This is a genomic window from Neorhizobium populisoli, assembly GCF_019430945.1.
Lineage (GTDB): Bacteria > Pseudomonadota > Alphaproteobacteria > Rhizobiales > Rhizobiaceae > Neorhizobium > Neorhizobium populisoli.
The window spans coordinates 25,525-49,528 of sequence record NZ_JAHYCB010000017.1; the positions used below are offsets into that span (position 1 = coordinate 25,525).

Here is a 24,004-nt window from a genome sequence, read left to right on the forward strand (position 1 = left end):
GAATTTCGTATACGTGTACGAAAACATACTGCTGCCGGTGAGGTTTTCGGGGTGGACGCTTACGAAGAATCTAAATTAAAGCACCTCATCCGTGCGGTTCACTTTCCGACCTGCAGCCTTGAGCCGATAGCACTCGCCCCAACGACCATTGCGATCCCCAGCATTTGAACCTGAGCAAGCCCCTGCCCCAGGACCAGCAACCCGATTGCGGCGCCGACGGCGGGCTCCAGACTCATCAGAAGCCCGAAGGAGAACGTCTGCATGCGTTTGAGTGCAAGATACTCGAGCGAGTATGGCATCAAGGGAACAAGAATCGCCAAGAGTGCCACCTGAAGGGCAAGCATCGGTGTTACGTGTTGAAGAGCTTCGATTACACCAAGCGGCGTTGCAACCAGGGTCGCGAAGAGGAGCGAGAGCGCCAAGCCTTCTAGTCCCGCGAAGCGGCGGCCGACGCGCTTCATGAGGATGATGTAGCCAGCCCAGCCTACTGCGGCGCCGAGTGCCAGAAAAGCACCAGCCGTATTGCCCGTCCAGGATCGTCCGTCCCACGAAAGGCACAACACCCCTGCAGCAGCAATAAGTGGGCAGAGGATTCGCCAGACACCGCGGCCGTAAAGAGCTGCGACGGTCAGAGGACCGAGGAAATCGATCGCTACAGCAAGGCTCAGAGAGATGTACTGAATCGAGGCGAAGAAGCACAGCGTCATTATCGCCATCGCACATCCCAGCGCTCCAGCCGACTGCCAGTGCCGGACGTCGTAGTCCCTGATGCGTGGCCGCACGAAGGGCACCAGGAAGAGGGTGGCAAACAAGAGCCGAAGCCAGGTTGCCCCAAATGATCCGAGCTTTTCCATGACTGGACCGGAAAGCGCGGCACCGACCTGAATGCTGATCATCGACAGGATACAAAGTGCCATGCCGACCAGGCTGGCTTTAAGCGGCGTAGTCGCATGGTTGGCCAACTTATCCACGTCGCGTGTCACTTCCATCTTTCACCCGCATATCCTGATTCAACAGCAACGTAGCCAACGTCGTATCTCTGTCCCGGCAACTGGTCCGTGGGCGGCTCTCTCCAGAGCGAGAACTCCACAAGCGACCAACCACGCGGATCGAAGCCTGTGACGCAGGCAAGAGCGCCCATCGTTGTCTGCTCCAGCGCGCGCCGGGTTGCCTCGCACCGCAGCGCCTGAAGATCGCAATACGGCGCAATCGGCAGGATATGTTTCATGGCACATCCTGCCGCCGCGACGTCCATGGAGACGTCTTGGTGCCAAACAAGCCAGGAAGCAACGCTCGGCCAGCCGAACGCACTGCTGACGGCCCGGAAACCTGGGCCACTCAGGAAAGCCTCCATTCCCGCAGCCCGCTCCCATAGATAGAAGGGAGCGTAGAGGTTTTCGGGGCTTTGCATCTCGCCGGTTCGCGCCGACAGGTACGCCTTGAAGCGGAGGTCCGGAAAGCCATCGAGCCTGTGCCCATTATCACTGATGCGCCGATCGATGATCGACATGTCGTAGTCGGCGGGAAGCGGGAAGCTATACTGCATCGCAATCATCTTCTCTGCTCCACCTGTTCCAACCAGTCGACGTTGCGGCCGTCCTGCCAGAGTTGCACCGACAAGTAGGCGAAGGTCCCGTGCGGCGAGGCGCCGTGCCAGTGCTTCTCACCCGGAGCAAACCATACCGCATCGCCTGCACGGAGTTCGTTCACCTCACCGCCGCAAACCTGCGCTAGTCCCACGCCGGACAGGGCATAGAGAAGCTGCCCGCGCGGATGGGAGTGCCACTTCGTGATCGTCCCAGGAGCGAGGTCGGCCCGAATCGCGGCCAGGTCGCCGTCGCCACCTCCGTCAAGGAGGTTTTCGAACCAGAAGGGCGTGCTGCTGATCCCGGCGGGCGACAGAGCCGCACCACCAGCCCGACGGATCGTCATGGAAGCTGGGTTACTCCTGTTCATAGCCCGCCTCCCCCACCTGCACGCGCCAATCTGCCGACACCATCTGGGCAACCCCGTCGCCGAACGACCATTCGTCCGGCTGCGTCGTGATGATGACGATCATCAGGTTCTTCGGGTCCAGCCCCGGACTGCGTTGAAGCTCCTCGGCCGCTCGCTTGAAAAAGGCTCCCCGCATTTGCGTTGTCCGTGCGCGGCCTGCGGTGACGGCGACGAGAATAAAGTCTTCCGTCCTCGGACCCGCGAGATACGTCGGGTCGAAGATCAGCTCGTACAGTTCGTGCTGGTGGACGATTTGGAAACGGTCACTCTCAGGCACGTCGTATTCGGCGACGAGCGCGCGGTGGAGGCCGTCGCCGATCGAGCGGATATAGCTTTCGGGCTTGCCTCGGATCATGGAAATTCGAACGAAAGGCATCAGGGGCTCCTGTCGTGTGGCTGTTTACACCGGCAAGATCGCATGGCATATCCGTACGGAAAATCAGATTGTTTAGAACTTATGGTTCGGAGAAACAGGACGATGAAGAAGATCAACCTGGACCTCGACGTTGTTCGGACGTTCGCCACCGGCATAGAACTCGGCAGCTTCGCGAAGGCGGCGGACCGGCTCGGACGATCGACGTCGGCGGTCAGCGCCCAGTTGAAGAAGCTGGAGGAACAGACGGGCGCCGAACTGTTTCGCAAGGCTGGCCGGGGCCTTGCCCTGACCGAGGCCGGTGAGACAATGCTTGCCTACGGCCGGCGCCTGCTCGAGCTCAACGACGAGGCGGTCATCGCCGTACATGGCGTCGAACTCGAAGGCTGGGTGAGGCTGGGTCTGCAGGAAGACTTCGGGGAGACGCTGCTGCCGGACGTCCTTGGTCGATTTGCGCGGGCGCACCCAAAGGTGAAGATCGAGGCTCGCGTCGCCCGCAACGCTGAACTGCTCGACGCGATCGCCGGAGGGAGGCTCGACCTCGCGCTTGCGTGGAGCGACGGGGCCCGTACGGCCCACTGCCAGCCTCTTGCCGACGTTCCGCTCTGCTGGGTCGGAAGCGCGACATACAGGAACACGATAGACCCGCGCGAGCCGGTTCCACTTCTTGCTCTCGACAACCAGTGCCTGATGCGGACTATCGGTGCGAAGGCGCTCGACGACGCGGGAAGGCCGTGGCGCATCAGCTTCGTCGGCTCCAGCCTCGCAAGCTTGTGGGCGGCCGCCGCGGCGGGATTGGGCGTCACGGTGAGGACGGAGCTGTGGCTCCCGGAAAAGGTGACAAGGATCGACTCCATAGCCGATACGCTTCCCTCGCTGTCCTCGATCGGACTGACGCTTCACCGCGCCGAAGCTCATCTGTCTCCCGCGGCGGAAGCACTTGCTTCGCTAGTGATAACCGACGTGCTATCCGCGATTGGCCGAGACCTTGGAATGTCTACTGCCTGAGCGGCATTGTTGACCGCGGCGACACCAATCGGGGGGAGACGTCTACTCGCTCGCGAGGCACCTCGTGCTGGATAGGTCGGAAACTGAAGATCGCCAGGATTTACAAGGCCACCGAATCCTTCGCGGAGGACAATGCCTACTCGTCCGCCAAAGGCCAATCGTTCGAAGGCTCTTCGACGTCCTGCTCTCCGTGAGGAACGCCTTCTGAACGCGAAGTCGGCGACACCCCGCTATTGTGGTCGGACGGCATCGTCTGCGTCGTGCCGGAATGCTCCTGCTCCGCCTCTCTCCAGTGTCGGTCATGCTGCCCTTCCGGGCGGCCCTCCTGCTCCCATCTCCGATGCGCAATCTCTCTAATCTTTTCGTCGTCCATGATAATCTCCTCGTGCATTCCACTCGAACAGCTAGCGACGACGCCAGTTCCGTAAGCGACGAACGAAAGCTCGAAACTGGAACCTCGTCTCTGCGGTTGAAAAGAGACGCCGGGTTTAGTATAAAAGCTCTGCTGATCAATGCGTTCTCAAACTTGGAGCTATCGCTTCTCCAAGATCGGCATTTATAAAGCCCGGCCATCTCCTGTGCCGGGTTCTTTTTTTAGAAAATTGCGTGGGAGCCTTCAGCCATGTAGCCGCTACACGCGATGCCGGTCGCCTATACGAAGTTGGCTGTAGTAATCATCGATATGACTGCCAAGCTGGGCATCACACCCGAAGACGTTCAGCAAATCCTTGTCTCGCGGCGGGCATTCATCAGTAATTCGTGTTTGCGCGCGAACGATCCAAGAAGCTTACCAGCCGGGCTTGCTTGTCTTTTGGGAGCCCGTATCTGGTGCCGAAATCCGCGACGCTGACGACTTTCTTCGCGCTAGGAAGTTGGATCTTTATAACACCAGCGATGCCGACAGAGGCGAACTCTACGTGAAGCTTATCCTCTCCCAAGGTCATTGGTCCTAGGGAAAACCTGGGTGCTCCAGGAGTGCTTGTGCTTTGGTAAGCAAGCAGGGACTAAAGTCCAGGTTGCAACCGACAAATGTATTGCTACTATCGCTGAGCGAGCTCATGGCTGTGCCTTGCTCGTAACGGATAAGGCTTTGAGGTGTGGAGCCTAGCCTTGTCCGTTCTGAAGTTTAGGACAGAGAAGCACTGTCCAGACAAGGCTCTCGAAGTAGTGCGTGATCGTACCCGCGGTCGTCAGAGATGTGTCGTTCGCCGCGTCAACTGTCGTTCGGGCGGCTTTAGCCCGCCCGCGCTCGGATGGCACTGAAAGTAGCCTGCTGCAGCGCACGCGCGAGGTCCTCGGACGTGTAAGGCTTCGTGAGCTGGACTGCGTCGACAATACCTGATTCCTGCCGGCCCAGCTCGTCGCCGCTGGCGAAGATGATCCCCACCCTCGGCCATCGCTCCCGGACCTGGCGCGCCAGCGCGATCCATGCCCAGCATGGTGCGTGACTTCAAAGGGTATCGGAAAGCGATCTATAGTCCGAACGACCACTTCGCGGTGGTCACCCCTTCAGGCAGCAACCGAGTTTTCGATTTCAAGGAGCGCCAGCCGCGTCGACTGTCGTCGAGGGAGCGTCGACATGCCTGCACCGGGCCGAGACCGTGATTAACGAACTTCTCCACGATCCCACGCCTCTGCCGCAGCTATAGCGCGTGGCGTCGACGCTATTCAGTCGCCGGACGCGGCGTCCATCTTAAAAATGAAGCAGGTTTCGTCGTCATCCGAACGGACGTCGATCCTTCCAGCATGTGCCTCCGCTTTCTGTGACGCGATTAGAAACCGAGGCCGAGGCCGGTGGAGGTCGCGATCTTCAAATGCCGCTTTCCATTTCGGTTTCCTCCTCGAGAGCGGACAGCCGCGCATTGGCGGCGTCGAGAATCGCCGTAAGGAACTCGACGCGGGTCCACCCGACGAGGTGCGCTTCCTCGACGAGAAGCTGGACGGCGTAGTCGACCGTCTGGTCGAGTTCGACCTTTCGCTCTGGAGATTCCGGGTTGCAGGTAGGGGGATCGATCACGGTGGAATCGTGCTCCAGTGGCTATTGCTCACTTCTCGAGTTCGTTCTCGACCTTCGAGCGCGAATTGCCAACCTTCTTCACGGCGTCCTTGACCTGGGACTTAGATACGTCTTCCTTAGAAGCTTCGTATCGAACTTCGTGGTCCTGGCCGCCGGCCACTTTCGCCCGATCCTGAGCACGGCCTTTCGACGATGTTGGCATGTGAGCACCTCCTTCATGAGTTCGCCAGAAACGCTGGACAAATGATGAAGTTCCACCGCTATCGGCCAGACCGGAAGACCTTGGCGACTAATTGCCGTCTGCGTTCCGATGCCGGTCGGCGACGACTGCCGCGAGCGCGTCGCGCAACTGCATCTGCGTGAACGGCTTCGGGAGTCGCAGGACGCCAGGATCCTCGCCTGTCGGAAGCTCCGCATACCCGGTGGCCAGAATCAATCCCACGTGGGGATGCCGCCCGGCCACCTTCCGGATGAGGTCGGCCCCCAGCATGCGTGGCATGGCGTGATCCGAAATCAGCACGTCGGGCAGCGGCCCGGATTGCAGAGCAGCTAGCGCCTCGTCACCTGAATGGGCTTCGATCGCTGTGTGCCCGAGATCTTCCAGCATCAGCACGGTGTTCATCAGCACCAGGGCGTCGTCGTCGACGGCCAGAACGGTGAGCGGCCGCATCGGAGCCGGCTGCTCGAAAACCAGCGACGGGACGTCGATGACCGGATCGGTTTTTCGGTCGGCGACGGGCAGCCACAGCTCGGCCGTCGTACCGTTTGCGAGCGACGACTTCATGACGAGCCGTCCGCCGGACTGCGCCATCAGTCCTTGCACCATTGGGAGCCCTAGTCCGGTGCCCTTGCCGACGCCCTTCGTCGTGAAGAACGGGGTGGTCGCCTTCTCCAGCGTCTCCTCGTCCATCCCCTCGCCTTCGTCCTTGACAGAAAGGCACACGTATTCGCCTGCCGGGAGTTCGGGCACCTGACCAGCGCGCAGGACATGCTTGCGTGCGGCGATCTGGATCATCCCACCGTCGGGCATGGCGTCGCGGGCATTGACGCAAAGGTTGAGCAGCGCGCTTTCAAGCTGGTTCGGGTCGGATAGCACCTGCGGTAGGGACAACGGAAAGGTCGTGCTGATCTCGACGCCCGGCCCGATGGATCTTTGTAGGAGTTCGGCCATCTCCCTGACGAGGTCGGGGACGCTGACCACCTCCAGCTTGAGGTCCTGCTTTCTGGAGAACGCGAGCAGCCGCTGCGTTAACGAAGCTCCTCGCTTCGCCCCTACGATCGCATTGTCGATCAGGCCGACGACGTCGGGCATGGACGCGACACGCTTCCGTGCGATTTCGAGGCTCCCCAGGACCGCAGTCAGCAGGTTGTTGAAGTCGTGCGCGACGCCGCCCGTGAGCTGGCCGACGGCGTCCATCTTCTGCGCCTGGAAAAGTTCCTTCTGCGCCGTGTCGAGGGCCTCCTGAGCAAGTCTCTTTTCGGTGACGTCCCTCGTGATCTTCGCGTACCCCACCAGACGTCCGTCGTCGCCGTGGATGGCGTCGATGATGACGTTGGCCCAGAACCTGCTGCCGTCCTTGCGTATCCTCCATCCCTCGCGTTCGAAGCGTCCTTCGCGCGCGGCCGTTTCCAACGCTCTTGCCGGAAAGCCGGCGTCGCGGTCTTCGTCCGTGTAGAACTTCGAGAAGTGCTCTCCGATGATCTCGTCGGGCAGATACCCTTTGATGCGCTGAGCGCCGGCATTCCAACTTGCCACGTTGCCGTCCAGGTCGAGCATGTAGATTGCGTAGTCGGTGACTCCTTGAACCAGCAGCCTGAACTGCTGCTCGCTCTGTCGTAGAATTTCCTCCGCAGCCTTGCGTTCGGAAAGATCGCGCGTGATCTTCGCGAAGCCGACGAGATGTCCGTGCGGATCCCTGATCGCATCGATCACGACGTGAGCCCAGAAACGTTCGCCGCCCTTCCTGACGCGCCAGCCTTCGGCTTCGAAGCGACCCTCGGCTCTGGCAGTCGCCAGCGCCCTCGCAGGCAGTTCCGTCGCCTTGTCCTCGTCCGTGTAGAAACGGGAGAAGTGTTCTCCGAGGATCTCGCTCTCGGCATAGCCCTTGAAGCGCTGCGCCCCGGAGTTCCAGCTCGAGACGCGCCCCTCGGTGTCGAGCATGTAGATGGCATAGTCGGTAATCGCATCTACAAGGATGCGGTAGCGATCCTCGAGGGAGCCGGACCGGAGCGAGCTTACATGGGCTGTCATATCATGGTTCCGCAAATGTGTGCAGCGGGCGGTGCCTCGGAGCAGGCAGCGGCCTTGAAGTTAGGAAACATCTCAAGCGGCAAGCATTCCCTGCATGGCCAGAGCAACCTGAGAGACGTCGTAGGGCTTGGAGAAGAACAAGCCGCAGGCCGGCATCTCGGCGCCTGTCGGGCGATGCTTGCCTGAAACGACGATTATCTGGATCTGACGCCATCGATCACGCACGGCAGCAGCAAGCCCCACCCCGTCCATGGAGCCGGGCATATCTATATCGGTAAAAAGCATCCGGATGTCGGAAATCTTCCCTAGAATATCGAGAGCCTCGTCTGCGTTCGATGCCTCGATCGCCTCGAACCCCGCGTCTTCCACGATGTCGACGGCCAGCATTCTGACAAGGGGTTCGTCTTCGACCACCAGAACTCTATGCGGCATTAGTCACCTTGTCCTCGTCCACCATCGAAAGAAACGGGCGGCTCTTGGTTCAGTTCCGTGTAGCCGAATTAATTTGGAAACGAAGGCCCTCTGGATGAAAGTCGATCGAGGAACGCGGCGTCGCCGTTGCAGGAAACGCGCGCTCTTCTTAAGGGCTGCGCCATAGGCGACGCGCTCGAGCGTCGTCACTCGACGCGCAACGTATTGATCATCCATGTTCGCCTCCGTCAGCGATGATAGCGGCGGACGACGGTGTCCAGACTGATCACCTCATCGATGTCCATGGAGATCAGGCGGTGCAGGTACATCCACGAGATGCCTGTGAGCGGCTGTGTTTCTCGGAAGACCTGAAAGCCGTCAGCGATGGTCAGCGATCCGGCTTCTTCCAGCGCAGACAACATTCGGATCCGGTCATTCAAGGGAGTGCGAGAGCGGGCGTAGCGGAGCATGTCCCTTGCGTTGGCTAGACGGGAGCCTTGCCTGACTTCCTGCCTAGGTACGGCGCGGTACCGGAGGCCGGCTACCGCGGCGCCCTCCGCGATTTCCGGCGCCCCGGTCTCCTCGACCGCGTCAAGGTAGATGCGGACGCCGCCCTCATAGTCGACAAGGAAGTCCGGCACGTGAGGGCCGCGCTCGGTGTGAAACTCGAGCGGGAGGCAGAGCCAAGCTACGACGTCAGGATCGACGTCGAGAATACACGCCAGGTCGCGTGCATGTCTTGAGCGGAACATCGGATCGCCCGAGCAACGGACCGCTGCGCGTGGATAGAAGAGTTTGGTTGAAGCAGATTCATAGGCGGCATACAGCGCCGCAGGCGTCGCGAAATGCGGATGGCTCATCATGAACATCCTCGAACAGGTGACGGGGTGCCTGCGGCCGCGGGACCGCTTGCCGTTCAACCTATTCGGGATATTTTGAGGAACCTGATCATGCGGAACAGAATAAACATTTTTCAGAGAGTCAATCGCGATTCTGTCGTTCCCTGGAATGCCCATCTCGACCGGTCTTGTAGGCGGGCCAGTGATGTCACTACGATCCACGGAAAAAGGATTTCAACTTGAAGAAGCTCATTCAGATTTCGACCAGGGACGGTATAGCTCCCGCAGGACTATTCACTCCTGTCGATGGCAGACCGGTCCGAGCCGGCGTCCTGTTCTTCATGGACGCCATGGGCCCCCGCCCCTCCATGGACGAGATGGCTCAGCGGCTTGCCGACGACGGCTACCTGGTCCTGCTGCCCGACCTCTTCTACCGCTTCGGGGAGTACGGCCCCTACACGGGATCTGCCTTCGCCCACGAGACGTCGCGAAACCAGTTGCTGAAGATGATGGGAGAAACGACCGTCGAGATGACGACGAGCGACACGGAAGCATTCCTCCAGGTCTTCGAGCGCGAGGGCGTCGCGCCGCCTCTGGGCGTCGTCGGATACTGCATGTCGGGAAGGCGCGCGCTCACCGTCGCGGCGAAGTTCCCGGACCGCTTTGCGGCGGCGGCGAGCTTTCACGGCGCGGCGTTGGCGAGCGACACGGCCGACAGCCCTCACCTTCTGGCGAGCGAAATCAAAGCTCGCGTCTACGTCGGCACCGCGTCTGACGACGGCAGCTTCCCTCCAGAGCAGTCGACCCGATTCGCGGATGCCTTCCGCCGGGCGGGCGCGGACTTCGCGCTGGAGAGCTATGTCGGCATGCAGCACGGCTGGACCGTTCCCGACCGTGACGGCGTGTACGATGAAGCCGGAGCCGAACGACACTGGCGACGCCTTCTCCAACTCTTCGGCGAGACGCTAGGACGGAGCTGAAGTCTTGCAGATACCTTCTCTATCGGCTCACTTTTCGGAATGAGCAGCATTCCCTCCTTCGTTTCCGAACTCGTCCGCTCCGCCAACGAGACCGACCGCCTTTCCGATTTCGAAGCGGTAAGCTTGCTGAGGCGGTCGATCACGGTCATCCGCGACCTACGCGAGACGGTCGGCATCCCGGCGGACGGCACGGAGCACGACGCGGTCATCCAACTGGATCGGCTCGCAACCAACGTGGATGGCGCTTCTCGTGAAGGCCTGCATCGCGGGCTGCTCGAGGCGGCCGACATGGTTCGAACTCTTTGGATCGTCGTCGACAGCGGAACCCGGATAAGCATTCCCGCTTCAGGATAGAGCGACCGTAGTGCGTCCGACTACCAGCCGCACGCGCTGCAGCAGTTGCCGTCGGCTGACCAAGTCGACCCCGCGCTCACAACAGGCACCTGAATCGATTTCCGAAGAAGATTTCGTAAGTCATTCTATCGGTGGTCAATGCAAGGCTGGCCCAGTGGGATACCGAGGGTGGCGGCTATGAAAGGTTGTGATCAGTGCCACGGCTCTGGCGGCAACGTCTTCTGCGAGCATGACGTCGCAGCAAGCAAGATCGTCGGCCACGGTCATGATGGCCTTACCGACGGAAACCATAACCATCTCCAGGCCGTCGTCGCCTTCGTCCGCCGCCCAGCTCGCGTTCCGCACCAGAGTGACCGCGAGACGCTCGAGCATTGCTTGTCGCTCCAGAGGCGAGAATTCGGCTAAAGCCTGTGGCGGGACATTCAATGTGAAACTCCGGATTCGAGAAACGAGCACCACAACCTACGAGTTTCCTATTTGTTTCAGTAAGCTGAGAACTGCGTCCGCGTCTCCATTATCTGACACCGCCGCGCCTCGAACGGGATCATTGCCGCGTGCCGACCTACGCGAGTGAACGCTAATAGGCGAATGCTGTTGGGTCCCACCATCGAGCTCGTGCACTACAGAGCGTTTGGTGAAATCGGGCCGCTCGCACGTGAATTGGCAGGATCAGATAGAGGACGCCCGAGTCATTACCGCGTCCGCAACGGCGTCGGGGAACATTGATGCAACTAGACTGGGCTTCATATGAAGCTGCAGCAAACCAGGCTTCTGCAGCTCGAACGACTTCCACGCTAGGCCGCCGTTAAAGCCCATCCCGTCCAAGTGGCGCACAATTCCCTTCAATACTGCCTCGTCCCCAACCATGCGATCCCAGTCGATGCCCTTAAGACGCGCCGGATTATAGGCAGCCTCGAACGAGGCTTCCGCTTTTACAAGCCGTCCATCCCGGAAGGGCGGATCGCTCGAACTGGACGTTGAATTGCGCCGCGATCGACGGGTGGGACTAAGGGCTCGCTGGTAGTGTCACTACCCGGAGATCACCGCGGCATCGAAAGCCACTTGGTCGCCATGGCGACTTCTGCGCTTCATCGTCGTCGGCGTCGGTATCAGGGCGGTCGCCGCCAGACGCATGATCCTTCTCTCGGCTCCCATCGGCGAGCTCGACTGTTATCTCGGTGTCGCGACCCTCAAGATGCTGTCGCTCCGCAACCCATCGTTCTCCGACCATCATGGCATCATGTTCGGCAAATGCGGCATCATGATCGGTGGGAGGACCAGACAGGCGGAGGCCTTCCCGCGGGCTTGAGCGCTGCCGTTTGATCGGCGGGCTGACGAAATCTTGCGACTGCGGGAATAAATCGACGCTGTCGATGTCTACTTGTGCGTCCAGTCACGGTCTGAAAGGCGACACAATGCGAAACGCAATCTTCTCTGCCCTGGTCGTAAGTTCGACCTGCCTCGGGCTTGCCGCCACGGCATCGGCACATGCCCGCCTCGTCCAGTCTGACCCTGCCAACGGGGCGTCGCTGCATGCGGCGCCCCCCATCGTCACCTTGTCCTTTTCCGAAGGACTAGAGCCTGCGTTCTCCCATGTGACGTTGGCCAACGGGTCAGGCGACGCCGCCCCGCTTCGGGAACGGAAGGTCGCCGGGGACGATGGCTCGCTGCTCACCGCAGTCCCTCTCGCCCCCCTCTCCGCGGGAGCCTACGAGGCAAGATGGGACGTGCTGTCGAAGGACGGTCACAAGACGTCGGGCGCGATCACGTTCACGGTCGAGCCATGACGCCGTACGACGCGCAGGTGGTCGACCGCTTTCTGTTCGACACGGCGCTTTCGTTCGTCTGGGGCGGAGGCGGATTTATCCTTTTCACGCCACGGCAGGTTCGAACTTGCCTGCAGGCGGCGATGCGGAGGCCTTTCGCCGTATGCGGCCTGGTCGCTTACGCCGCGGGAGCCGCCGCAGTGCCGATTCAGGCAGCCAGCATCGGGTCGGATTGGACGAGCGCCGGGCAGTGGGACATCCTTGCGGCCGTTGCTCTCCAGACGCATACGGGTATCTCGCTGACGGTCTCGGCCGCCGGGATCGGCATCGCACTGGCCGCGGCCACCGCATTCGACCTCCTGCGGACGAGCGTGTTCCTGTCGTTCCTGACGCTCGTCTGCCTGGCCACCAGGGGCCATTCCGCGGGGCTTTCAGGTGCGGCCGGATTGATCGAGCTCATGATCTCAGCGGTTCATGTTCTGTCGGCGACGGCATGGGTCGGTGCGCTCGTCCCATTCATCCTCCTCGTGCGGATGTCGGCGTTGAAGGTCGACGGGGCGGTCGCCGCGATGAAGCGCTTTTCCCGACTTTCGTGGAAGATAGCAGCGACACTTGCCATGACCTGCATGGCCCTCGCCAACCGATATCTCATTGTCCCGATGCGCGGCAGGCATCCCACGAGGTCGCGAACACTTCTTGTGGCGGGCTGCGGGCTGGAAATCTTGCTGGGGCTGGTCGCATTCGCGCTCGTCGCGTCCCTAGGTCTCGACGATCCGAATTGAAAAAAAATGCAGGCACAGGGAATAGAAGCCCGTCTCGGGTGTCTACTCCTTTGAAACAGGAAGGAAGAAGCCAATGACGAGAAGGTCATATGGGAAGTCGATCGCAGTGGCGGCCGGTCTCTTGCTCACGTCGAGCGCCTGGGCCGCGTTCGCGCACGATCCGTCCCAGCACGGGCACGCGCCAGTCGTTGCAGATAATACGGAGGCTGCCTACCTCGCCGAAAATGATGCCGCTATGGACACGATGATGGCGGACATGGAGGTGCAGCCGACAGGTGATATCGACCGCGATTTCGTGGCGATGATGACGCCTCATCACCAGGGCGCGATCGATATGGCGCTCGCTGTCCTCAAGTACGGGAAGAACGAGCAGCTCAAGCGTATCGCGCAGGAGATCATCGTCGACCAGCAACAGGAGATCGCGGCGATGAAGCTCGCGATCGGCGACACCCTCCCGCCCTCCGGTCCCGCTCCCACGCAAGTCGCCCCGGAAAACACCCCCGCCCCGTCCTCGCCCAGCCACACCCCGCAGGGCATGGACCCAAACATGAAGATGTAACTCTAAGGTCTATCCAATGAACATTCGGACATCTTTCGCCGCCAGCCTTCTGGCGGGCAGCATGTTGTTGCCTTTTTCCGCCTTCGCAGGACAGGCGCCCGCCGCAGCCTCCGATCCAGACATCGCCATCAGCAGCAAGGACCGAGTCTACGCCGCCGAGCAGTTCTCCAACACCGTCTCGGTCAGCGACCCGTCCACGAACAAGCTGCTCGGCGTGATCAAGCTCGGCGATCCTCAACCCGGCAATCTGTCGCCGCTCTATAAGGGCCAAGTTCTGGTCCACGGCATGGGCTTCTCGCCAGACCACAAGACCCTCGCGGTCGTCTCGATCGGTTCCAACTCCGTAACCTTCATCGACACGGCCACGAATGCGGTCAAGCACACGACCTATGTCGGCCGCTCGCCGCATGAAGCGTTCTTCACGCCCGACGGCAAGGAAGTCTGGGTCACCGTTCGCGGCGAGGACTACATCTCGGTGATCGACGCCGCGACCTTCGAGGAGAAGACGCAGATCAAGGTGCCGGCAGGCCCCGGCATGCAGATCTTCTCGCCGGACGGCAAGTACGGCTATATCTGCTCGTCCTTCAATCCTGACACCGTTGTGGTGTCCGTCGCCGACCATCACATCGTCGGCCATGTGAAGCAGGAAAGCCCCTTCTGCCCGAACATCGCCGCCTCGCCCGATGGCAAGCAGGTGTGGTTCACACTCAAGGATGTCGGCAAGACGCAGGTCTTCAACGCGCAGGCGCCGTTCGACCACATCAAGACGATCGATACCGGACCGATCACCAACCACGTCAATCTCGTCACCAACAAGAACGGCAGCTTCGCCTATGTGACGGTGGGCGGTCTGAACGAGGTGAAGGTATTCCGCACCGACAGTTTCGAGCAGGTGGCGACCATCCCCGTTGGCAACCTGCCGCACGGGATCTGGCCGTCGGGCGACGGCACCCGCGTCTATGTCGGTCTGGAGAACGCCGATCAGTTCGCCGTCATCGACACGCTTACGAACAAGGTCGTCGCTAACATCCCGATCGGCCAGGCCCCCAGGCGGTCGCCTATGTTCCAAACGCCGTACCGGATGGCGACGGCCTGGCGAACCTAGTGCCGCTCGGCAAGGCTGGCGAGGCGGCGCACCTGAAGCTGGCAGCCAAGGGTGGAACGGAGAAGACGCCTTCGACGGTTTCGCTGTTCGATCAGGGTTTGACGCAGGTCCTGCAGGCCTCGGTGACTGGACTGGAGCCGAGGAAGATGTATGTCCTTGCTCTCGCCGACAAGGCGGACGGCAGCGGCGCTCTTGAAGGTCTGTCGAACTTCATGACCAATCCGGCAGGCTCGGCCATCGTCAACGCTGTCGGCCCGATCCGTCAGATCGTGGAGGCAAAGCACAAGGACGAACGCCGATACCTCGTCGTGGCAGCCGTCGACGACGGCAAGCCGGGCAAGGTCCTGCAGGTGCAGGCGGCAGAATAACGGCAGACGGGCGCCTGCGCGTGCAGGCGTCCGTTCGGAGGCGCGATATGAACGACTTGCTTTCACAGGTGGAGCCGATGATCCCGGCCCTCAGGCGCTACGCCCGCGGTCTGGTTCGAGACGCGGAGAGCGCCGACGACATCGTCCAGGACTGCCTCGAGAGGGTCGTGCTGAACTGGAGCCGCCGCCACGACGACAACCCGCGCTCCTGGGTCTTCGCCATTCTGCATAACCTTGCCGTCAACAAGCTGAGGCAGGATGCCCGGCGCGCAGGCTCGGTGCCTATCGAAGACGCACCGGAGACGGTCGGGGCGCGGTCGCCGACGCAGGAAGATGCGATTTACGGCGGGGAGGTCATGGCGGCCATCGAGCGCCTGCCGCCCGACTACCGAAGTATTCTGTTGCTCGTTTCCGTGGAAGATCTTTCCTACGCCGAGGCCGGCAAGGTATTGGAAATTCCGCTGGGGACGGTCATGTCGAGACTTGCGCGGGCCCGCGAGCGGCTAAGGTCGATATTGGAAAACGAACGACCGCGAACTTCGACGGCCGGTTCCTACATCCGGAGGGTGAAATGACTATTAGGCCGATCACCGAAGACGATCTCCAAGCGTATGTCGACCGCGTCCTCGACGACAAGCGGCACCGGGACGTGTCGGAATACCTGGTTGCAAACCCGGAGGCAGCAGAACGCGTCTCGTCCTATCGGTCGCAAGCCGCCGCTCTTCGCTCTGCACTGGAGACAGTGGCAAGAGAACCAGTGCCTTCGAGGCTGAACTTGACGACGATCGCGGCCGCGCGAGCCCCTGCCCGCCGGACAGGGTCGTTCCGGCTTGCCGCGGCTGCAGTAGTGCTTCTGGCGGTCGGCGCGACCGGCGGCTGGATTATGAAAAGCTATACCCTGCCACCTTCGGAAGGCGTCGCAGCGCTCGCACAGGAGGCGTCAACCAGCTATGGCACCTTCGCCCCCGACCGCCTACATCCCGTTGAGGTTAGAGCCGACGGAGGCGACAGGCTCCAGCAATTCGCGAATTCGGCGCTTGGACGCCCCGCGGCCATCCCGGACCTTAGAACGGCAGGCTACCGCCTCATGGGCGGCCGCGTTGTCCCGACGGCGCATGGTCCAGCCCTGATGCTGATGTATGACGATGACAAGGGCAGCAGGCTCGTCATGTTTACCCGTCCCATGGCCTTAGACCAGGACAAGCCCATGGTGGCCACCGAGACGGCCGACGTCAGAGGTTGGAGCTGGGCGAAAAACGGCCTCGGCTATAGTCTTGTGGGATCTCTGCCGCACGCCGACCTCCACTCGATCGCAAACGTGGCGCGCTCGCAAATCTAGCGTTCAGGCAGCGTCGGGTCTGCTTCACCGTTATGCCTCGACGCTTCAGTTCGCACCGCGCTTCCGGCGGCCGGCGAGCCGATATTCTCCCGATCGCGAAATTTCGCGGTACGCCTGGCTTCCCGCAGTTCTCCGAGCGTTCGCTGCCGCCGTCCTGGAACTTGCTTGGATATCTCGCAGACGAGCCGTGCTCCGCGGACGTGGCAGGCGTGGGCCGGTCAACCATCAGGAGAACAGTAACGATGCTATCTTCCTCTTAGCTCCTCGCGTCTATGTCCACCGCGAGTAATCATCACGCTGGCCCGCACGTCGCTCTTTCATGATCCGAATATGTCTTGCCGGATCATTGGACCGACACCTGCCTACCATCGTGCGAACGCGGTCGGATAAGGGTGCCGCGGGAACCTTGGCCATAGGCTCAGGGTTCGTGTCGAAAAAGAGGGACTCATCGATGCCTCACATCTCGACCGATGATCTGCATATCAGTTACATAGAATCCGGCCCAAAAGACGGACGGCCAGTGCTCCTCCTGCACGGATGGCCGGACGACGCATCAACCTGGGCGGCCGTTTCCTCACGCCTTGCGGATCGTAATCTGCGGCTGATCGCGCCGTACCTGCGAGGCTTCGGCAGCAGCGTCTTTCGCAATCTCGATACTCTGCGCACGGCCAACGGCGCGGTACTAGCCATGGATGCAATCGCGCTGATGGACAGTCTGGACATCGAGACCTTCTCCGTTGTCGGGCACGACTGGGGATCGAATATCGCGGAGGGTCTTGCCATCGGCTGGCCACAACGGGTCGAGCGGATGGCCCTGCTATCATCCTTGCCTCGTATGGGAGGTCTGAAGACGCCGTCGTTCAAGCAGGCCCAGCGGTACTGGTACCATTGGTTTATGGCCACTAAACGAGGAGGTGAAGCCATTACGGAGGACCCTTCTGGATTCGCACGCATCCAGTGGGAGAACTGGAGTCCAAACGGGTGGTTCGACGAGGTCACATTCGATGCGGTCGCGACTTCCTTCGAAAACCCGGACTGGGTGGCTGTCACGCTGCACAGCTACAGGGTCCGGTGGGGCGAGGTCGAACCGGACCCGTCCAGCATGTGGCTCGAGGAGCGGATCAAGGAAACGAAGACGTTGTCGGTCCCGACTATATATATTCAGGGCCTGGAGGATGGCGTGAACCCTCCAGAACTGTCTGAGAACCTTCATGAGAAGTTTCTAGGACCGTTCGAACGTATCGCTCTGCAAAACGTTGGACATTTCCCGCAGCGTGAGGATCCGGAGACCGTTGCTCGAGAGTTCGCGATTTTCCTTGAAGAAACGCCAGCGTTCTGAACGCCGGATATCTGTCACGCCGTCAACTATTCTAAGTTCAGGACCGTGGCACAAGGAGGGCCGGCTGACCGCGCGATTTAACCGCTCGCGAGTTTTCCTACATCACAACAAGGAGTTTCGGATGCATAAGGATACGAAGGCCCAAGAAGCCATCGAAGAAACAGGGAATAAGCCGGCCGCTGTAGAGCAACGCCCGCCAGCAGGCCCGCATGACCAGCCGCACCTTCAGGACGAGAGCAAGACGCCCGGTGCCGGATCACTGCCCGACAATAGCGACAACAGCGTATCGCCGGGTAGCGGCTGATTCGAAACAGGGGCGCTCGACCCGATGGGAAGCGCGGAGGTCGGAGAGCGGTCGGTTGAGTATCGCCATGGAAAGAGCACTCCGTCGATCTGCCACTGGCGCGACAAGACCCTTTACCGGTGTTGCCTGTAACCTGCCTCATCGAGACGCGGCGTCGGTAGTGGCTTCGCGAACTCCGCGACGTCGCTCTGTCGATTTCGCAGCCCTCCTCGCTTCCCGCAGTTCGTCCAAGCTCGGCTGCCACCACCCCCTAATCCTTTCGAGTTCCCCCGGACCTGTTTTCGAGGGCCATGTATGGATAAGCTCCTCCAGCGTTGCCGCTCGCCATCCGGCCCACACATGCTCGTCGCTCGCATCGGGATGGTGTTCGACAATCTCCTCCGGATCAACGATCTCACCCGTTATCTCCGTGATGACGACGATCCCGAAAGCGGCCGTTGCGACCGGCCGACCCAGGGGTGGCAGATCGTCGCTTGGCACGGGCAGCCGCCTCTTCCTGCGTTCGGAGATTTTCCGCTTCGCCCTAGCCTCTACCTCGGTACCCCTTCGCGCCTCGGCACGCTTGCGCCGTTCTTCCGGCTCAGAACGCTTCGCGCCCTCCTCGATCGCCTGCCATCTGTGCTGCAGATCGTCGTAAGATGCGAAAGGGATCTCCCAAACCTTGTCGACGCCATTCCATCTGGCGAAAGGGATTTGACGGAGCTCGTCGACAACCGCCCGTGAGAACGGCGTCCTGACACGGAAACCTTGGTCGCCAACTTGAAGATATTGGCTGAGGATCGGCTCGAATTCGAAGGCATCGCGCCCGCGCTCCTGCTCGTATGGTGTCCGTCGGTCGGCCTCGGAGGCGACCCATCGGTCGATACGGTTTCTCGCCGTCTTTCCTGGCACCGTCCACGCCTGCAGTTTGTCGCTCCATCGAGCATTTGGGAAGGTCTCGCGAAAGCGAACGACCGTCATGCGATCGAAGGCAAACGATACAGTCTCCTGTAGCGGTGCTTCGGATTCGTCCTGTTCGGTGCGCTCGTCGGCCATACTAAGAAAACGCTTCCGCGGCCGCCTGGTTGCGTTCAGACAAGCGTCTCCCTGAGGAATGCAAGGGCCTTTTCGGCGCCTGCGCTGGAGATCGTATGTCCTATTCCCTGCTCGACTTCGAGTGCGACCTTGAAGCCGGCCGTCCGAACGTGACGAGCGCGCCCACCGCCCAGCATCCGTTGGCGACCGCGTCGGGGCCCATGATGGCGCCCTGCGAGGCTTTCCCGCCAAGATGCGGCAAGCGGCATGAGCTGTGCGCCCGAAGCACCTATACCATGGAGAAGGATTACGAGATTATCGTGCGAAACCATGATTTCCGTGAGTGTCAAAAAAGGTCCGAGGGCGCTCGACCCGAGGAGGGAGCGGCCCTCTCACCCCGCGCAAGGCATCACGATAGCGCCGGCGGACGGCGCTGCGGAGGCTCTCGTTGTGGGGTGGCAAACATGATATGGTGTCCCACCCGCAATCTCGCAAGGACATCGCCTGCCTCGTACGCTGCCGGACGTGCCGTCCGGACTTGTTGAAGGTGGACCTTATGGCTTCCATCTGTCGGGAATGCGGCAGCCCGGCGTACCTAGCACGACGTGGCGTCCCGCAGTCTCTGGATGACCTTCGTTCGCAGGCACACCGCACGATCCATTACAGCAGGACGCTTGGTACGAAGCCATATGGGTGGGAGTATCCGAATGGCGACGACGGCGAATATGAGACGCTCTCGGTACCTGGTTCGCTCCACGTAAACAGCGTCCAGACCTACGAGGCTGCCGGGCTTGCAGGTATGGGTCTCATCCAGGCGGCATATTCGGGGATTCGCCAGCACCTTGAGAGCGGGGCTATGGTAGAGGTTCTGCTGCAGTTCCGACCGGAACCGCTAGACGGGTCGCTCGTCGTGGCTCATCGCCGGAATCTCTCGCCCCGCGTCCGGGCCTTCATGAAGTGGGTCGAAGGGGTGCTGCAGCCATATCTGGAGTAGACAGCAGCGACTGCGCAGACAGAGGGATCGGACGAACATCAGCATACCCCTCCTCGTCGCCGCAGCCGCCGCAGCCGCCGCAGCGTCGACATCCCAGGATCGTCACCTGCCGATATAGGCGGCCAGCTCCTCGGGCGTTCCTGCGGGAAACGCCTGCTTGAGGTAGTCGAGAAAAACCGAGACACGGGCGCTCAGGAGCCGCCGGGAGGGGTACAGCGCCCATAGGGAGATTTCGGATCCTTCGACGTCGCCCCAGTGAAGGAGCGTTCCGTCGTGCAGATCATGGCTCACGAGCGAGATCGGCAGGCGAGCGGCGCCGACGCCGGCGCGTACGGCATCCCGCACCATGATGAGCGACGACATGGACAGGACCGGCTCTATCTCGATCTTCGCTCGACCTTCCGATGTCAGGACGGCCCAGCTTTGGCCGCCACCGCTGCCACGGACCACGCCCGGCGAGGCCCTCCCTGCGACCGGACGAGGAACCTTGGGACTTGCAATGACGACCAGCCGGTCATGAAGGAAGGCACGGCCGACGAGGCTTTCGTCCGCATCCGGATTGACGCGGATAACCAGGTCGTAGCCCTCCTCGATCATGTCGACCACGCGATCCTCCGTGGTGATCTCAAGCCTTACCTCCGGGTATCGGAGCGCAAACCCTGCGGCGATCTTGCCCATAGCGGTCTGCGACAGGAGAAGCGGCGCGCTGATCCGCAGCCGACCGCGCGGCCTTTCCGCGCCAGAAGAAATTGCAGCCGCCGTCTCGTGCAGTTCGATCAGGAGGGCTGCCGTCCGCTGGTGGAGAGCGCGTCCTTCCTCGGTGAGCTTCAGATCACGTGCTCCGCGTTCGAATAGCCGCAGATCAAGGGAGGCTTCGAGTTCCGCCACCCGCCGCGACAGCGTTGCTTTGGGACGGCCGGACGCCCGCGCCGCTTTTCCAAAACCGCCATGGCGGGCCACAAGATTGAAGTCGGCGAGTGCGAGAAGATCCATACTGTTTCACCTACGAGACGGCGCGTCTATTTTGAAGGTCTATTTGGCTGAAGATGAACCAGTCATATTCGGGTCGTCAAGAACACCAACCGGAGATACTCACATGACCATTCTCGTAACCGGCGCCACCGGCAATATCGGCAGCCAAGTCGTCCAACACCTCGCCAGCCGCGGCGCCGACGTTCGCGCCCTCGTCCGCGATCTCTCGAAAGTCAGCTTCCCGGCCGGCGTCGATGTCTCCAAGGGCGACTTTCTCGATGTCGAATCCCTGCGCGCCGCCATGTCCGGCGTCTCGACGCTGTTTCTGCTGAACGCCGTCGTTCCGGACGAATTCACCCAGGCCCTGATCGCGCTCAACGTCGCACGCTCGGCCGGCATTGAGCGCATCGTCTACCTCTCGGTCATTCATCCTGACGTCTATGTCAACGTTCCGCATTTCGCGGGCAAGTACGGCGTCGAGCGGATGATCGAACAGATGGGCATGAAAGCCACCATCCTTCGCCCTGCCTACTTCATCCAGAACGACCTGATGATCAAGGACGCGATCACCGGCTACGGCGTCTACCCGATGCCGGTCGGCGACAAGGGTCTCGCCATGATCGACGTGCGAGACATCGCAGAGATCGCGGCGCTCGAACTGCTGCGTCGTGAACAGGCTGCAGAACCGCTGCCGCTCAACCGCGTCAATCTGGTCGGCCCCGAAACCCTCACGGGCGAGGATATCGCCGCCATCTGGTCGGACGTCCTCGGCCGCCAGATCAGCTATGCCGGCGGCGATACGGACGCCTTCGAGCAGAACCTCAACCAGTTCATGCCGCCCTGGATGGCGTACGACATGCGGATGATGGGCGAGCGCTTCCTGACCGACGGCATGCTGCCGGAAGGCGGCGACGTCGAACGCCTGACGACGCTGCTCGGCCGCCCGCTCCGCTCCTACCGCGACTTCGCCTCGGAAGCCGCCGCCTCGGCTTGAGGCGGCAACCTTCACCACCACCAGCAAACATCCACCACAAGGACCATCGTCATGATCTATTCGACCGCTACCGTTTCAGTAAATCCAGAGGGCGAAACCAGGCTCACCCGTGAACAGGCCTGGAAGGGCCTCGAACTGAAAGCCCGCGACGCGCGGCTGTTCCTGCCGCCCGGCCTCTGCACCCGCTGCGACGTCGTGGAGGATAGCACGACCCACTTCGTGCGCGAAGCCACGATCGCCGGTTCCGACATCAGGGAGATCATCACACTGGAGCCAGAACATAAAGTCACCTTCTTCCAGGCCATGGGACCGCGCGAAGGCGCGATCATCAACGAGCTGTTCGAAGATGAAGGTGGCGAACTGCAGCTTCGCTTCTACTGCTACCTCGGCCTGCGCGGCAAGCAGCCGAACGGACCTGAAGAACAGGCGGAGCAGACCCAGTTCGACAGCGACAGGGGCTACAAGTCCGCCCTGCTGTCGACCCTTAAGCGGACCCGCGAACTGGTCGCCGAGGGCCGGCTCTGATTATCGTCACCATCAACAATACCAGCGGGGCGGCCTGAGACAGGCGCCCTGCCCGCCAGGAGAACCGCCATGCCCACCTCTGCTACCACCCGATCAGACGCCACGCCGAAGATCACCGTCCTCGGCGCCACCGGCCCGACCGGACGTCATATCGTCACCCTGGCCTTGAGCCGCGGCCACGACATCACCGCTTTCGTGCGTTCGCCGGAGAAGGTCGCGGAGACGGCTCTCCGCGAGGCTATCGAGGGCCGCGACGCGGTCATCAGCGCGCTCGGAACGCCCGCCAGCCCGTTTAAGGAAGTGACGCTTCTTTCGAGCGCGACGAAAGCCCTCGTCGATGCGATGAAGGCGGAGCAGGTGTCGCGCCTCGTCGCCGTTACCGGGACAGCCGGGCGCGTGGCGGTTTCGTCTTCGACAAGCTGATCTTCCCGCTTCTTCTGCGCAACATCTATGCCGACAAGGACCGTCAGGAAGCGCTTATCCGGGAGAGTGGGCTGGAGTGGACAATCGTCCGGCCTTCCGTTCTCAACAACAAGGCCGCCCGAGGGACTGTACGCGCGCTTACCGACCTGAGCGACTTCCATGGCGGAAGCATATCCCGCCAGGATGTCGCCCGCTTCCTTTTGGATCAGGTCGGATCAGACGGATGGCTGCGAAAGTCGCCGCTGATTACCTGGTAAGGCTTCGGCCGGTCTCGTTGAGACGCCAAGCCCGCTGGTCGAGCGGGCTTGTTTGCGTCACCTTCGTCGAACGACCACATGCCCCAGTTCCGTTGCCCGACCCGCAAGTCCGGTGCAGGCCACGCTCCATGCGTCCGGATCTACTGCAAGTGCCGTCCGCATCCAAGCGAGCGTCATGCGCTTCGTCGCCTCTAGCACGTCCGGCGCCTCGATCTCCGTTTCCTTGGCGTCGAGTCCGGCGATGCCTCCAAGTCCATGCCCGGCGCCATGCAACATCAGGAGCGCATCGTCCCGCCCCAGCGCGTCGTGAAAGGGATCGGCATGCCATTGCGGGCCACGGGTCGTAAAATGCGGATCGTCCGCATCTCCGCAGACGACCAGGATCGGTCTGGAGATCTTCGAGAAGTCGACGTCGAAGAACGGAAACCGGGCGGCGCTCTCCTCGGTCATGTCCTTCCCTCCACGCCCCGGCGCGGCGAGGAGGATGCCCGACGAGATGCGGTCGTCGGAGAAGTCCTCGCCCTCCAACTGCGCGCCCAGCAGAAGTCCGACGGTATGGCCGCCGAAGGAATGCCCGGCCGCTGCCACGCGAGAATGATCGAGCCGTCCGGACACGGCAGGCGCCTGTCGTTCCACCTCCGGCAGTCGATCGAGGATCGCCTTCATCTCCTGCACGCGCTCGCGCCAGAAGAACGGCGCTCCGGGCGCATCGCTCGACAGTCCTCCGACCCGCGAGCTTGCGTGCGTTGGCTGGATGACGGCAAAGCCGCGTTCGGCCCAGAACTGGGCCATATGCCCGTAGCCGTCCTTCGACGGGATGTAGTTGGAGGGGCCATAACCGTGGGACAGCAGCACGATGGGAAGCTTGTCGCCGGTCGCTGGCGCGGTGAGGCGCAGTTCGAGGGGCTGTCGGCCCTCCATGAGCAGTCGGATCGGCGTATAGGCAAGGGTTAGAGCGGCGTCGGGCGTGGGTATGTGGCGTGCGATATCGATGAGACGGTTCATGTTCTGAATCCTTGAGGAAATATTGGAAGG

Annotated in this window: 28 protein-coding genes and 2 pseudogenes; 16 read left to right on the forward strand and 14 right to left on the reverse strand. The window is 61.6% G+C overall.

Annotation, left to right across the window (positions count from 1 at the left end):
• Positions 1 to 98: 98 nt before the first annotated feature.
• From KX729_RS29595 to KX729_RS29610, 4 genes are read right to left on the reverse strand one after another with little or no spacing between them, the layout of a single operon-like run.
• Positions 99 to 989 carry an EamA family transporter gene (locus KX729_RS29595; RefSeq protein WP_219746057.1) on the reverse strand — a complete coding sequence of 297 codons (891 nt, stop codon included), beginning with the start codon at positions 987 to 989 and terminating at the stop codon, positions 99 to 101.
• Positions 980 to 1,555, reverse strand: coding sequence for a DUF4865 family protein (locus tag KX729_RS29600; RefSeq protein ID WP_219746058.1), 576 nt, complete (start codon positions 1,553 to 1,555; stop codon positions 980 to 982). Before KX729_RS29600 ends, KX729_RS29595 begins: the two co-directional genes overlap by 10 nt.
• Positions 1,552 to 1,956, reverse strand: a complete 405-nt coding sequence (locus KX729_RS29605; protein ID WP_219746059.1) for a cupin domain-containing protein — start codon at positions 1,954 to 1,956, stop codon at positions 1,552 to 1,554. Before KX729_RS29605 ends, KX729_RS29600 begins: the two co-directional genes overlap by 4 nt.
• The gene (locus KX729_RS29610; protein ID WP_219746060.1) at positions 1,943 to 2,371 is read right to left on the reverse strand and encodes a tautomerase family protein; all 429 of its coding nucleotides are present in this window, start codon (positions 2,369 to 2,371) and stop codon (positions 1,943 to 1,945) included. The genes KX729_RS29605 and KX729_RS29610 overlap by 14 nt, the downstream gene beginning before the upstream one ends.
• 102 nt (positions 2,372 to 2,473) lie before the next feature.
• Between KX729_RS29610 and KX729_RS29615 the strand changes: the two genes are divergently transcribed.
• Entirely contained in the window at positions 2,474 to 3,376 is a 903-nt protein-coding gene (locus KX729_RS29615) for a LysR substrate-binding domain-containing protein (RefSeq protein ID WP_219746061.1), read from the forward strand.
• Positions 3,377 to 3,512: 136 nt separating this feature from the next.
• On the opposite strand, the gene KX729_RS29620 is transcribed toward KX729_RS29615, so the two are convergent.
• The 6 genes from KX729_RS29620 to KX729_RS29645 all read right to left on the reverse strand — a co-directional run bounded on the left by KX729_RS29620 (position 3,513) and on the right by KX729_RS29645 (position 8,915).
• The gene (locus KX729_RS29620) at positions 3,513 to 3,749 is read right to left on the reverse strand and encodes a DUF2934 domain-containing protein (protein ID WP_219746062.1); all 237 of its coding nucleotides are present in this window, start codon (positions 3,747 to 3,749) and stop codon (positions 3,513 to 3,515) included.
• Positions 3,750 to 5,186: 1,437 nt separating this feature from the next.
• On the reverse strand, positions 5,187 to 5,393 hold the full coding sequence (locus tag KX729_RS29625; protein WP_219746063.1) for a hypothetical protein: 207 nt from the start codon (positions 5,391 to 5,393) through the stop codon (positions 5,187 to 5,189).
• Positions 5,394 to 5,421: 28 nt separating this feature from the next.
• Entirely contained in the window at positions 5,422 to 5,595 is a 174-nt protein-coding gene (locus tag KX729_RS29630; protein WP_219746064.1) for a DUF3606 domain-containing protein, read from the reverse strand.
• Positions 5,596 to 5,682: 87 nt separating this feature from the next.
• The gene (locus KX729_RS29635; protein WP_219746065.1) at positions 5,683 to 7,644 is read right to left on the reverse strand and encodes a hybrid sensor histidine kinase/response regulator; all 1,962 of its coding nucleotides are present in this window, start codon (positions 7,642 to 7,644) and stop codon (positions 5,683 to 5,685) included.
• A gap of 72 nt (positions 7,645 to 7,716) precedes the next feature.
• Complete coding sequence (locus KX729_RS29640; RefSeq protein ID WP_219746066.1) at positions 7,717 to 8,076, reverse strand: response regulator; 360 nt, start codon at positions 8,074 to 8,076, stop codon at positions 7,717 to 7,719.
• Between the two features lie 227 nt (positions 8,077 to 8,303).
• The gene (locus tag KX729_RS29645) at positions 8,304 to 8,915 is read right to left on the reverse strand and encodes a hypothetical protein (protein WP_219746067.1); all 612 of its coding nucleotides are present in this window, start codon (positions 8,913 to 8,915) and stop codon (positions 8,304 to 8,306) included.
• Positions 8,916 to 9,133: 218 nt separating this feature from the next.
• Between KX729_RS29645 and KX729_RS29650 the strand changes: the two genes are divergently transcribed.
• Together KX729_RS29650 and KX729_RS29655 are read left to right on the forward strand one after the other, a co-directional pair.
• Entirely contained in the window at positions 9,134 to 9,874 is a 741-nt protein-coding gene (locus KX729_RS29650; RefSeq protein WP_219746068.1) for a dienelactone hydrolase family protein, read from the forward strand.
• A gap of 39 nt (positions 9,875 to 9,913) precedes the next feature.
• Entirely contained in the window at positions 9,914 to 10,228 is a 315-nt protein-coding gene (locus KX729_RS29655) for a hypothetical protein (RefSeq protein WP_219746069.1), read from the forward strand.
• 135 nt (positions 10,229 to 10,363) lie between these two features.
• Here KX729_RS29655 and KX729_RS29660 read toward each other — a convergent pair whose 3' ends face one another.
• Positions 10,364 to 10,600, reverse strand: coding sequence for a hypothetical protein (locus tag KX729_RS29660; protein WP_219746070.1), 237 nt, complete (start codon positions 10,598 to 10,600; stop codon positions 10,364 to 10,366).
• 760 nt (positions 10,601 to 11,360) lie between these two features.
• On the opposite strand from KX729_RS29660, the gene KX729_RS29665 reads away from it, so the two are divergent.
• The 9 genes and pseudogenes from KX729_RS29665 (at position 11,361) to KX729_RS29705 (ending at position 17,790) form a co-directional block, all read left to right on the forward strand.
• On the forward strand, positions 11,361 to 11,537 hold the full coding sequence (locus KX729_RS29665; RefSeq protein ID WP_219746071.1) for a hypothetical protein: 177 nt from the start codon (positions 11,361 to 11,363) through the stop codon (positions 11,535 to 11,537).
• Positions 11,538 to 11,601: 64 nt separating this feature from the next.
• Positions 11,602 to 12,015 carry a copper resistance CopC family protein gene (locus KX729_RS29670; RefSeq protein WP_219746072.1) on the forward strand — a complete coding sequence of 138 codons (414 nt, stop codon included), beginning with the start codon at positions 11,602 to 11,604 and terminating at the stop codon, positions 12,013 to 12,015.
• Positions 12,012 to 12,776 carry a CopD family protein gene (locus tag KX729_RS29675; RefSeq protein ID WP_219746073.1) on the forward strand — a complete coding sequence of 255 codons (765 nt, stop codon included), beginning with the start codon at positions 12,012 to 12,014 and terminating at the stop codon, positions 12,774 to 12,776. Before KX729_RS29670 ends, KX729_RS29675 begins: the two co-directional genes overlap by 4 nt.
• 73 nt (positions 12,777 to 12,849) lie before the next feature.
• The gene (locus KX729_RS29680; RefSeq protein WP_219746074.1) at positions 12,850 to 13,335 is read left to right on the forward strand and encodes a DUF305 domain-containing protein; all 486 of its coding nucleotides are present in this window, start codon (positions 12,850 to 12,852) and stop codon (positions 13,333 to 13,335) included.
• 16 nt (positions 13,336 to 13,351) lie between these two features.
• A pseudogene (locus tag KX729_RS29685) lies at positions 13,352 to 14,808 on the forward strand (YncE family protein).
• A 47-nt stretch (positions 14,809 to 14,855) separates the two neighbouring features.
• On the forward strand, positions 14,856 to 15,383 hold the full coding sequence (locus tag KX729_RS29690; RefSeq protein ID WP_219746075.1) for an RNA polymerase sigma factor: 528 nt from the start codon (positions 14,856 to 14,858) through the stop codon (positions 15,381 to 15,383).
• A complete protein-coding gene (locus KX729_RS29695) occupies positions 15,380 to 16,147 on the forward strand; it encodes an anti-sigma factor family protein (protein WP_219746076.1) in 768 nt (255 codons plus the stop codon). Before KX729_RS29690 ends, KX729_RS29695 begins: the two co-directional genes overlap by 4 nt.
• Positions 16,148 to 16,598: 451 nt before the next feature.
• Entirely contained in the window at positions 16,599 to 17,486 is an 888-nt protein-coding gene (locus tag KX729_RS29700) for an alpha/beta fold hydrolase (protein WP_219746077.1), read from the forward strand.
• Positions 17,487 to 17,607: 121 nt separating this feature from the next.
• Positions 17,608 to 17,790, forward strand: a complete 183-nt coding sequence (locus KX729_RS29705) for a hypothetical protein (RefSeq protein WP_219746078.1) — start codon at positions 17,608 to 17,610, stop codon at positions 17,788 to 17,790.
• Positions 17,791 to 17,928: 138 nt separating this feature from the next.
• Here KX729_RS29705 and KX729_RS29710 read toward each other — a convergent pair whose 3' ends face one another.
• Entirely contained in the window at positions 17,929 to 18,825 is an 897-nt protein-coding gene (locus tag KX729_RS29710; RefSeq protein WP_219746079.1) for a hypothetical protein, read from the reverse strand.
• A gap of 535 nt (positions 18,826 to 19,360) precedes the next feature.
• Here KX729_RS29710 and KX729_RS29715 point away from each other — a divergent pair.
• A complete protein-coding gene (locus KX729_RS29715) occupies positions 19,361 to 19,798 on the forward strand; it encodes a LysR substrate-binding domain-containing protein (protein ID WP_246617960.1) in 438 nt (145 codons plus the stop codon).
• A 102-nt stretch (positions 19,799 to 19,900) separates the two neighbouring features.
• Here KX729_RS29715 and KX729_RS29720 read toward each other — a convergent pair whose 3' ends face one another.
• Entirely contained in the window at positions 19,901 to 20,791 is an 891-nt protein-coding gene (locus KX729_RS29720) for a LysR family transcriptional regulator (RefSeq protein WP_219746081.1), read from the reverse strand.
• A gap of 103 nt (positions 20,792 to 20,894) precedes the next feature.
• On the opposite strand from KX729_RS29720, the gene KX729_RS29725 reads away from it, so the two are divergent.
• The 3 genes and pseudogenes from KX729_RS29725 (at position 20,895) to KX729_RS29735 (ending at position 22,969) form a co-directional block, all read left to right on the forward strand.
• A complete protein-coding gene (locus KX729_RS29725) occupies positions 20,895 to 21,764 on the forward strand; it encodes an SDR family oxidoreductase (protein ID WP_219746082.1) in 870 nt (289 codons plus the stop codon).
• Between the two features lie 51 nt (positions 21,765 to 21,815).
• On the forward strand, positions 21,816 to 22,289 hold the full coding sequence (locus KX729_RS29730) for an AtaL-like protein (protein ID WP_219746083.1): 474 nt from the start codon (positions 21,816 to 21,818) through the stop codon (positions 22,287 to 22,289).
• 69 nt (positions 22,290 to 22,358) lie between these two features.
• Positions 22,359 to 22,969, forward strand: a pseudogene (locus tag KX729_RS29735) (NAD(P)-dependent oxidoreductase).
• A gap of 57 nt (positions 22,970 to 23,026) precedes the next feature.
• Here the strand turns inward: KX729_RS29735 and KX729_RS29740 are convergent.
• The gene (locus KX729_RS29740) at positions 23,027 to 23,974 is read right to left on the reverse strand and encodes an alpha/beta hydrolase family protein (RefSeq protein ID WP_219746084.1); all 948 of its coding nucleotides are present in this window, start codon (positions 23,972 to 23,974) and stop codon (positions 23,027 to 23,029) included.
• Positions 23,975 to 24,004 lie beyond the last annotated feature (30 nt).

Bases quoted from the DNA above. Each gene is read 5' to 3' on its own strand.
- KX729_RS29740 (WP_219746084.1), bottom strand. From the start codon at position 23,974: ATGAACCGTCTCATCGATATCGCACGCCACATACCCACGCCCGACGCC.
- KX729_RS29595 (WP_219746057.1), bottom strand. From the start codon at position 989: ATGGAAGTGACACGCGACGTGGATAAGTTGGCCAACCATGCGACTACG.
- KX729_RS29655 (WP_219746069.1), top strand. From the start codon at position 9,914: ATGAGCAGCATTCCCTCCTTCGTTTCCGAACTCGTCCGCTCCGCCAAC.
- KX729_RS29600 (WP_219746058.1), bottom strand. From the start codon at position 1,555: ATGATTGCGATGCAGTATAGCTTCCCGCTTCCCGCCGACTACGACATG.
- KX729_RS29680 (WP_219746074.1), top strand. From the start codon at position 12,850: ATGACGAGAAGGTCATATGGGAAGTCGATCGCAGTGGCGGCCGGTCTC.
- KX729_RS29700 (WP_219746077.1), top strand. From the start codon at position 16,599: ATGCCTCACATCTCGACCGATGATCTGCATATCAGTTACATAGAATCC.
- KX729_RS29675 (WP_219746073.1), top strand. From the start codon at position 12,012: ATGACGCCGTACGACGCGCAGGTGGTCGACCGCTTTCTGTTCGACACG.
- KX729_RS29690 (WP_219746075.1), top strand. From the start codon at position 14,856: ATGAACGACTTGCTTTCACAGGTGGAGCCGATGATCCCGGCCCTCAGG.
- KX729_RS29665 (WP_219746071.1), top strand. From the start codon at position 11,361: ATGATCCTTCTCTCGGCTCCCATCGGCGAGCTCGACTGTTATCTCGGT.
- KX729_RS29725 (WP_219746082.1), top strand. From the start codon at position 20,895: ATGACCATTCTCGTAACCGGCGCCACCGGCAATATCGGCAGCCAAGTC.
- KX729_RS29640 (WP_219746066.1), bottom strand. From the start codon at position 8,076: ATGCCGCATAGAGTTCTGGTGGTCGAAGACGAACCCCTTGTCAGAATG.
- KX729_RS29715 (WP_246617960.1), top strand. From the start codon at position 19,361: ATGGCTTCCATCTGTCGGGAATGCGGCAGCCCGGCGTACCTAGCACGA.
- KX729_RS29620 (WP_219746062.1), bottom strand. From the start codon at position 3,749: ATGGACGACGAAAAGATTAGAGAGATTGCGCATCGGAGATGGGAGCAG.
- KX729_RS29615 (WP_219746061.1), top strand. From the start codon at position 2,474: ATGAAGAAGATCAACCTGGACCTCGACGTTGTTCGGACGTTCGCCACC.
- KX729_RS29645 (WP_219746067.1), bottom strand. From the start codon at position 8,915: ATGAGCCATCCGCATTTCGCGACGCCTGCGGCGCTGTATGCCGCCTAT.
- KX729_RS29610 (WP_219746060.1), bottom strand. From the start codon at position 2,371: ATGCCTTTCGTTCGAATTTCCATGATCCGAGGCAAGCCCGAAAGCTAT.
- KX729_RS29605 (WP_219746059.1), bottom strand. From the start codon at position 1,956: ATGAACAGGAGTAACCCAGCTTCCATGACGATCCGTCGGGCTGGTGGT.
- KX729_RS29695 (WP_219746076.1), top strand. From the start codon at position 15,380: ATGACTATTAGGCCGATCACCGAAGACGATCTCCAAGCGTATGTCGAC.
- KX729_RS29730 (WP_219746083.1), top strand. From the start codon at position 21,816: ATGATCTATTCGACCGCTACCGTTTCAGTAAATCCAGAGGGCGAAACC.
- KX729_RS29720 (WP_219746081.1), bottom strand. From the start codon at position 20,791: ATGGATCTTCTCGCACTCGCCGACTTCAATCTTGTGGCCCGCCATGGC.
- KX729_RS29710 (WP_219746079.1), bottom strand. From the start codon at position 18,825: ATGGCCGACGAGCGCACCGAACAGGACGAATCCGAAGCACCGCTACAG.
- KX729_RS29635 (WP_219746065.1), bottom strand. From the start codon at position 7,644: ATGACAGCCCATGTAAGCTCGCTCCGGTCCGGCTCCCTCGAGGATCGC.
- KX729_RS29660 (WP_219746070.1), bottom strand. From the start codon at position 10,600: ATGCTCGAGCGTCTCGCGGTCACTCTGGTGCGGAACGCGAGCTGGGCG.
- KX729_RS29630 (WP_219746064.1), bottom strand. From the start codon at position 5,595: ATGCCAACATCGTCGAAAGGCCGTGCTCAGGATCGGGCGAAAGTGGCC.
- KX729_RS29705 (WP_219746078.1), top strand. From the start codon at position 17,608: ATGCATAAGGATACGAAGGCCCAAGAAGCCATCGAAGAAACAGGGAAT.
- KX729_RS29670 (WP_219746072.1), top strand. From the start codon at position 11,602: ATGTCTACTTGTGCGTCCAGTCACGGTCTGAAAGGCGACACAATGCGA.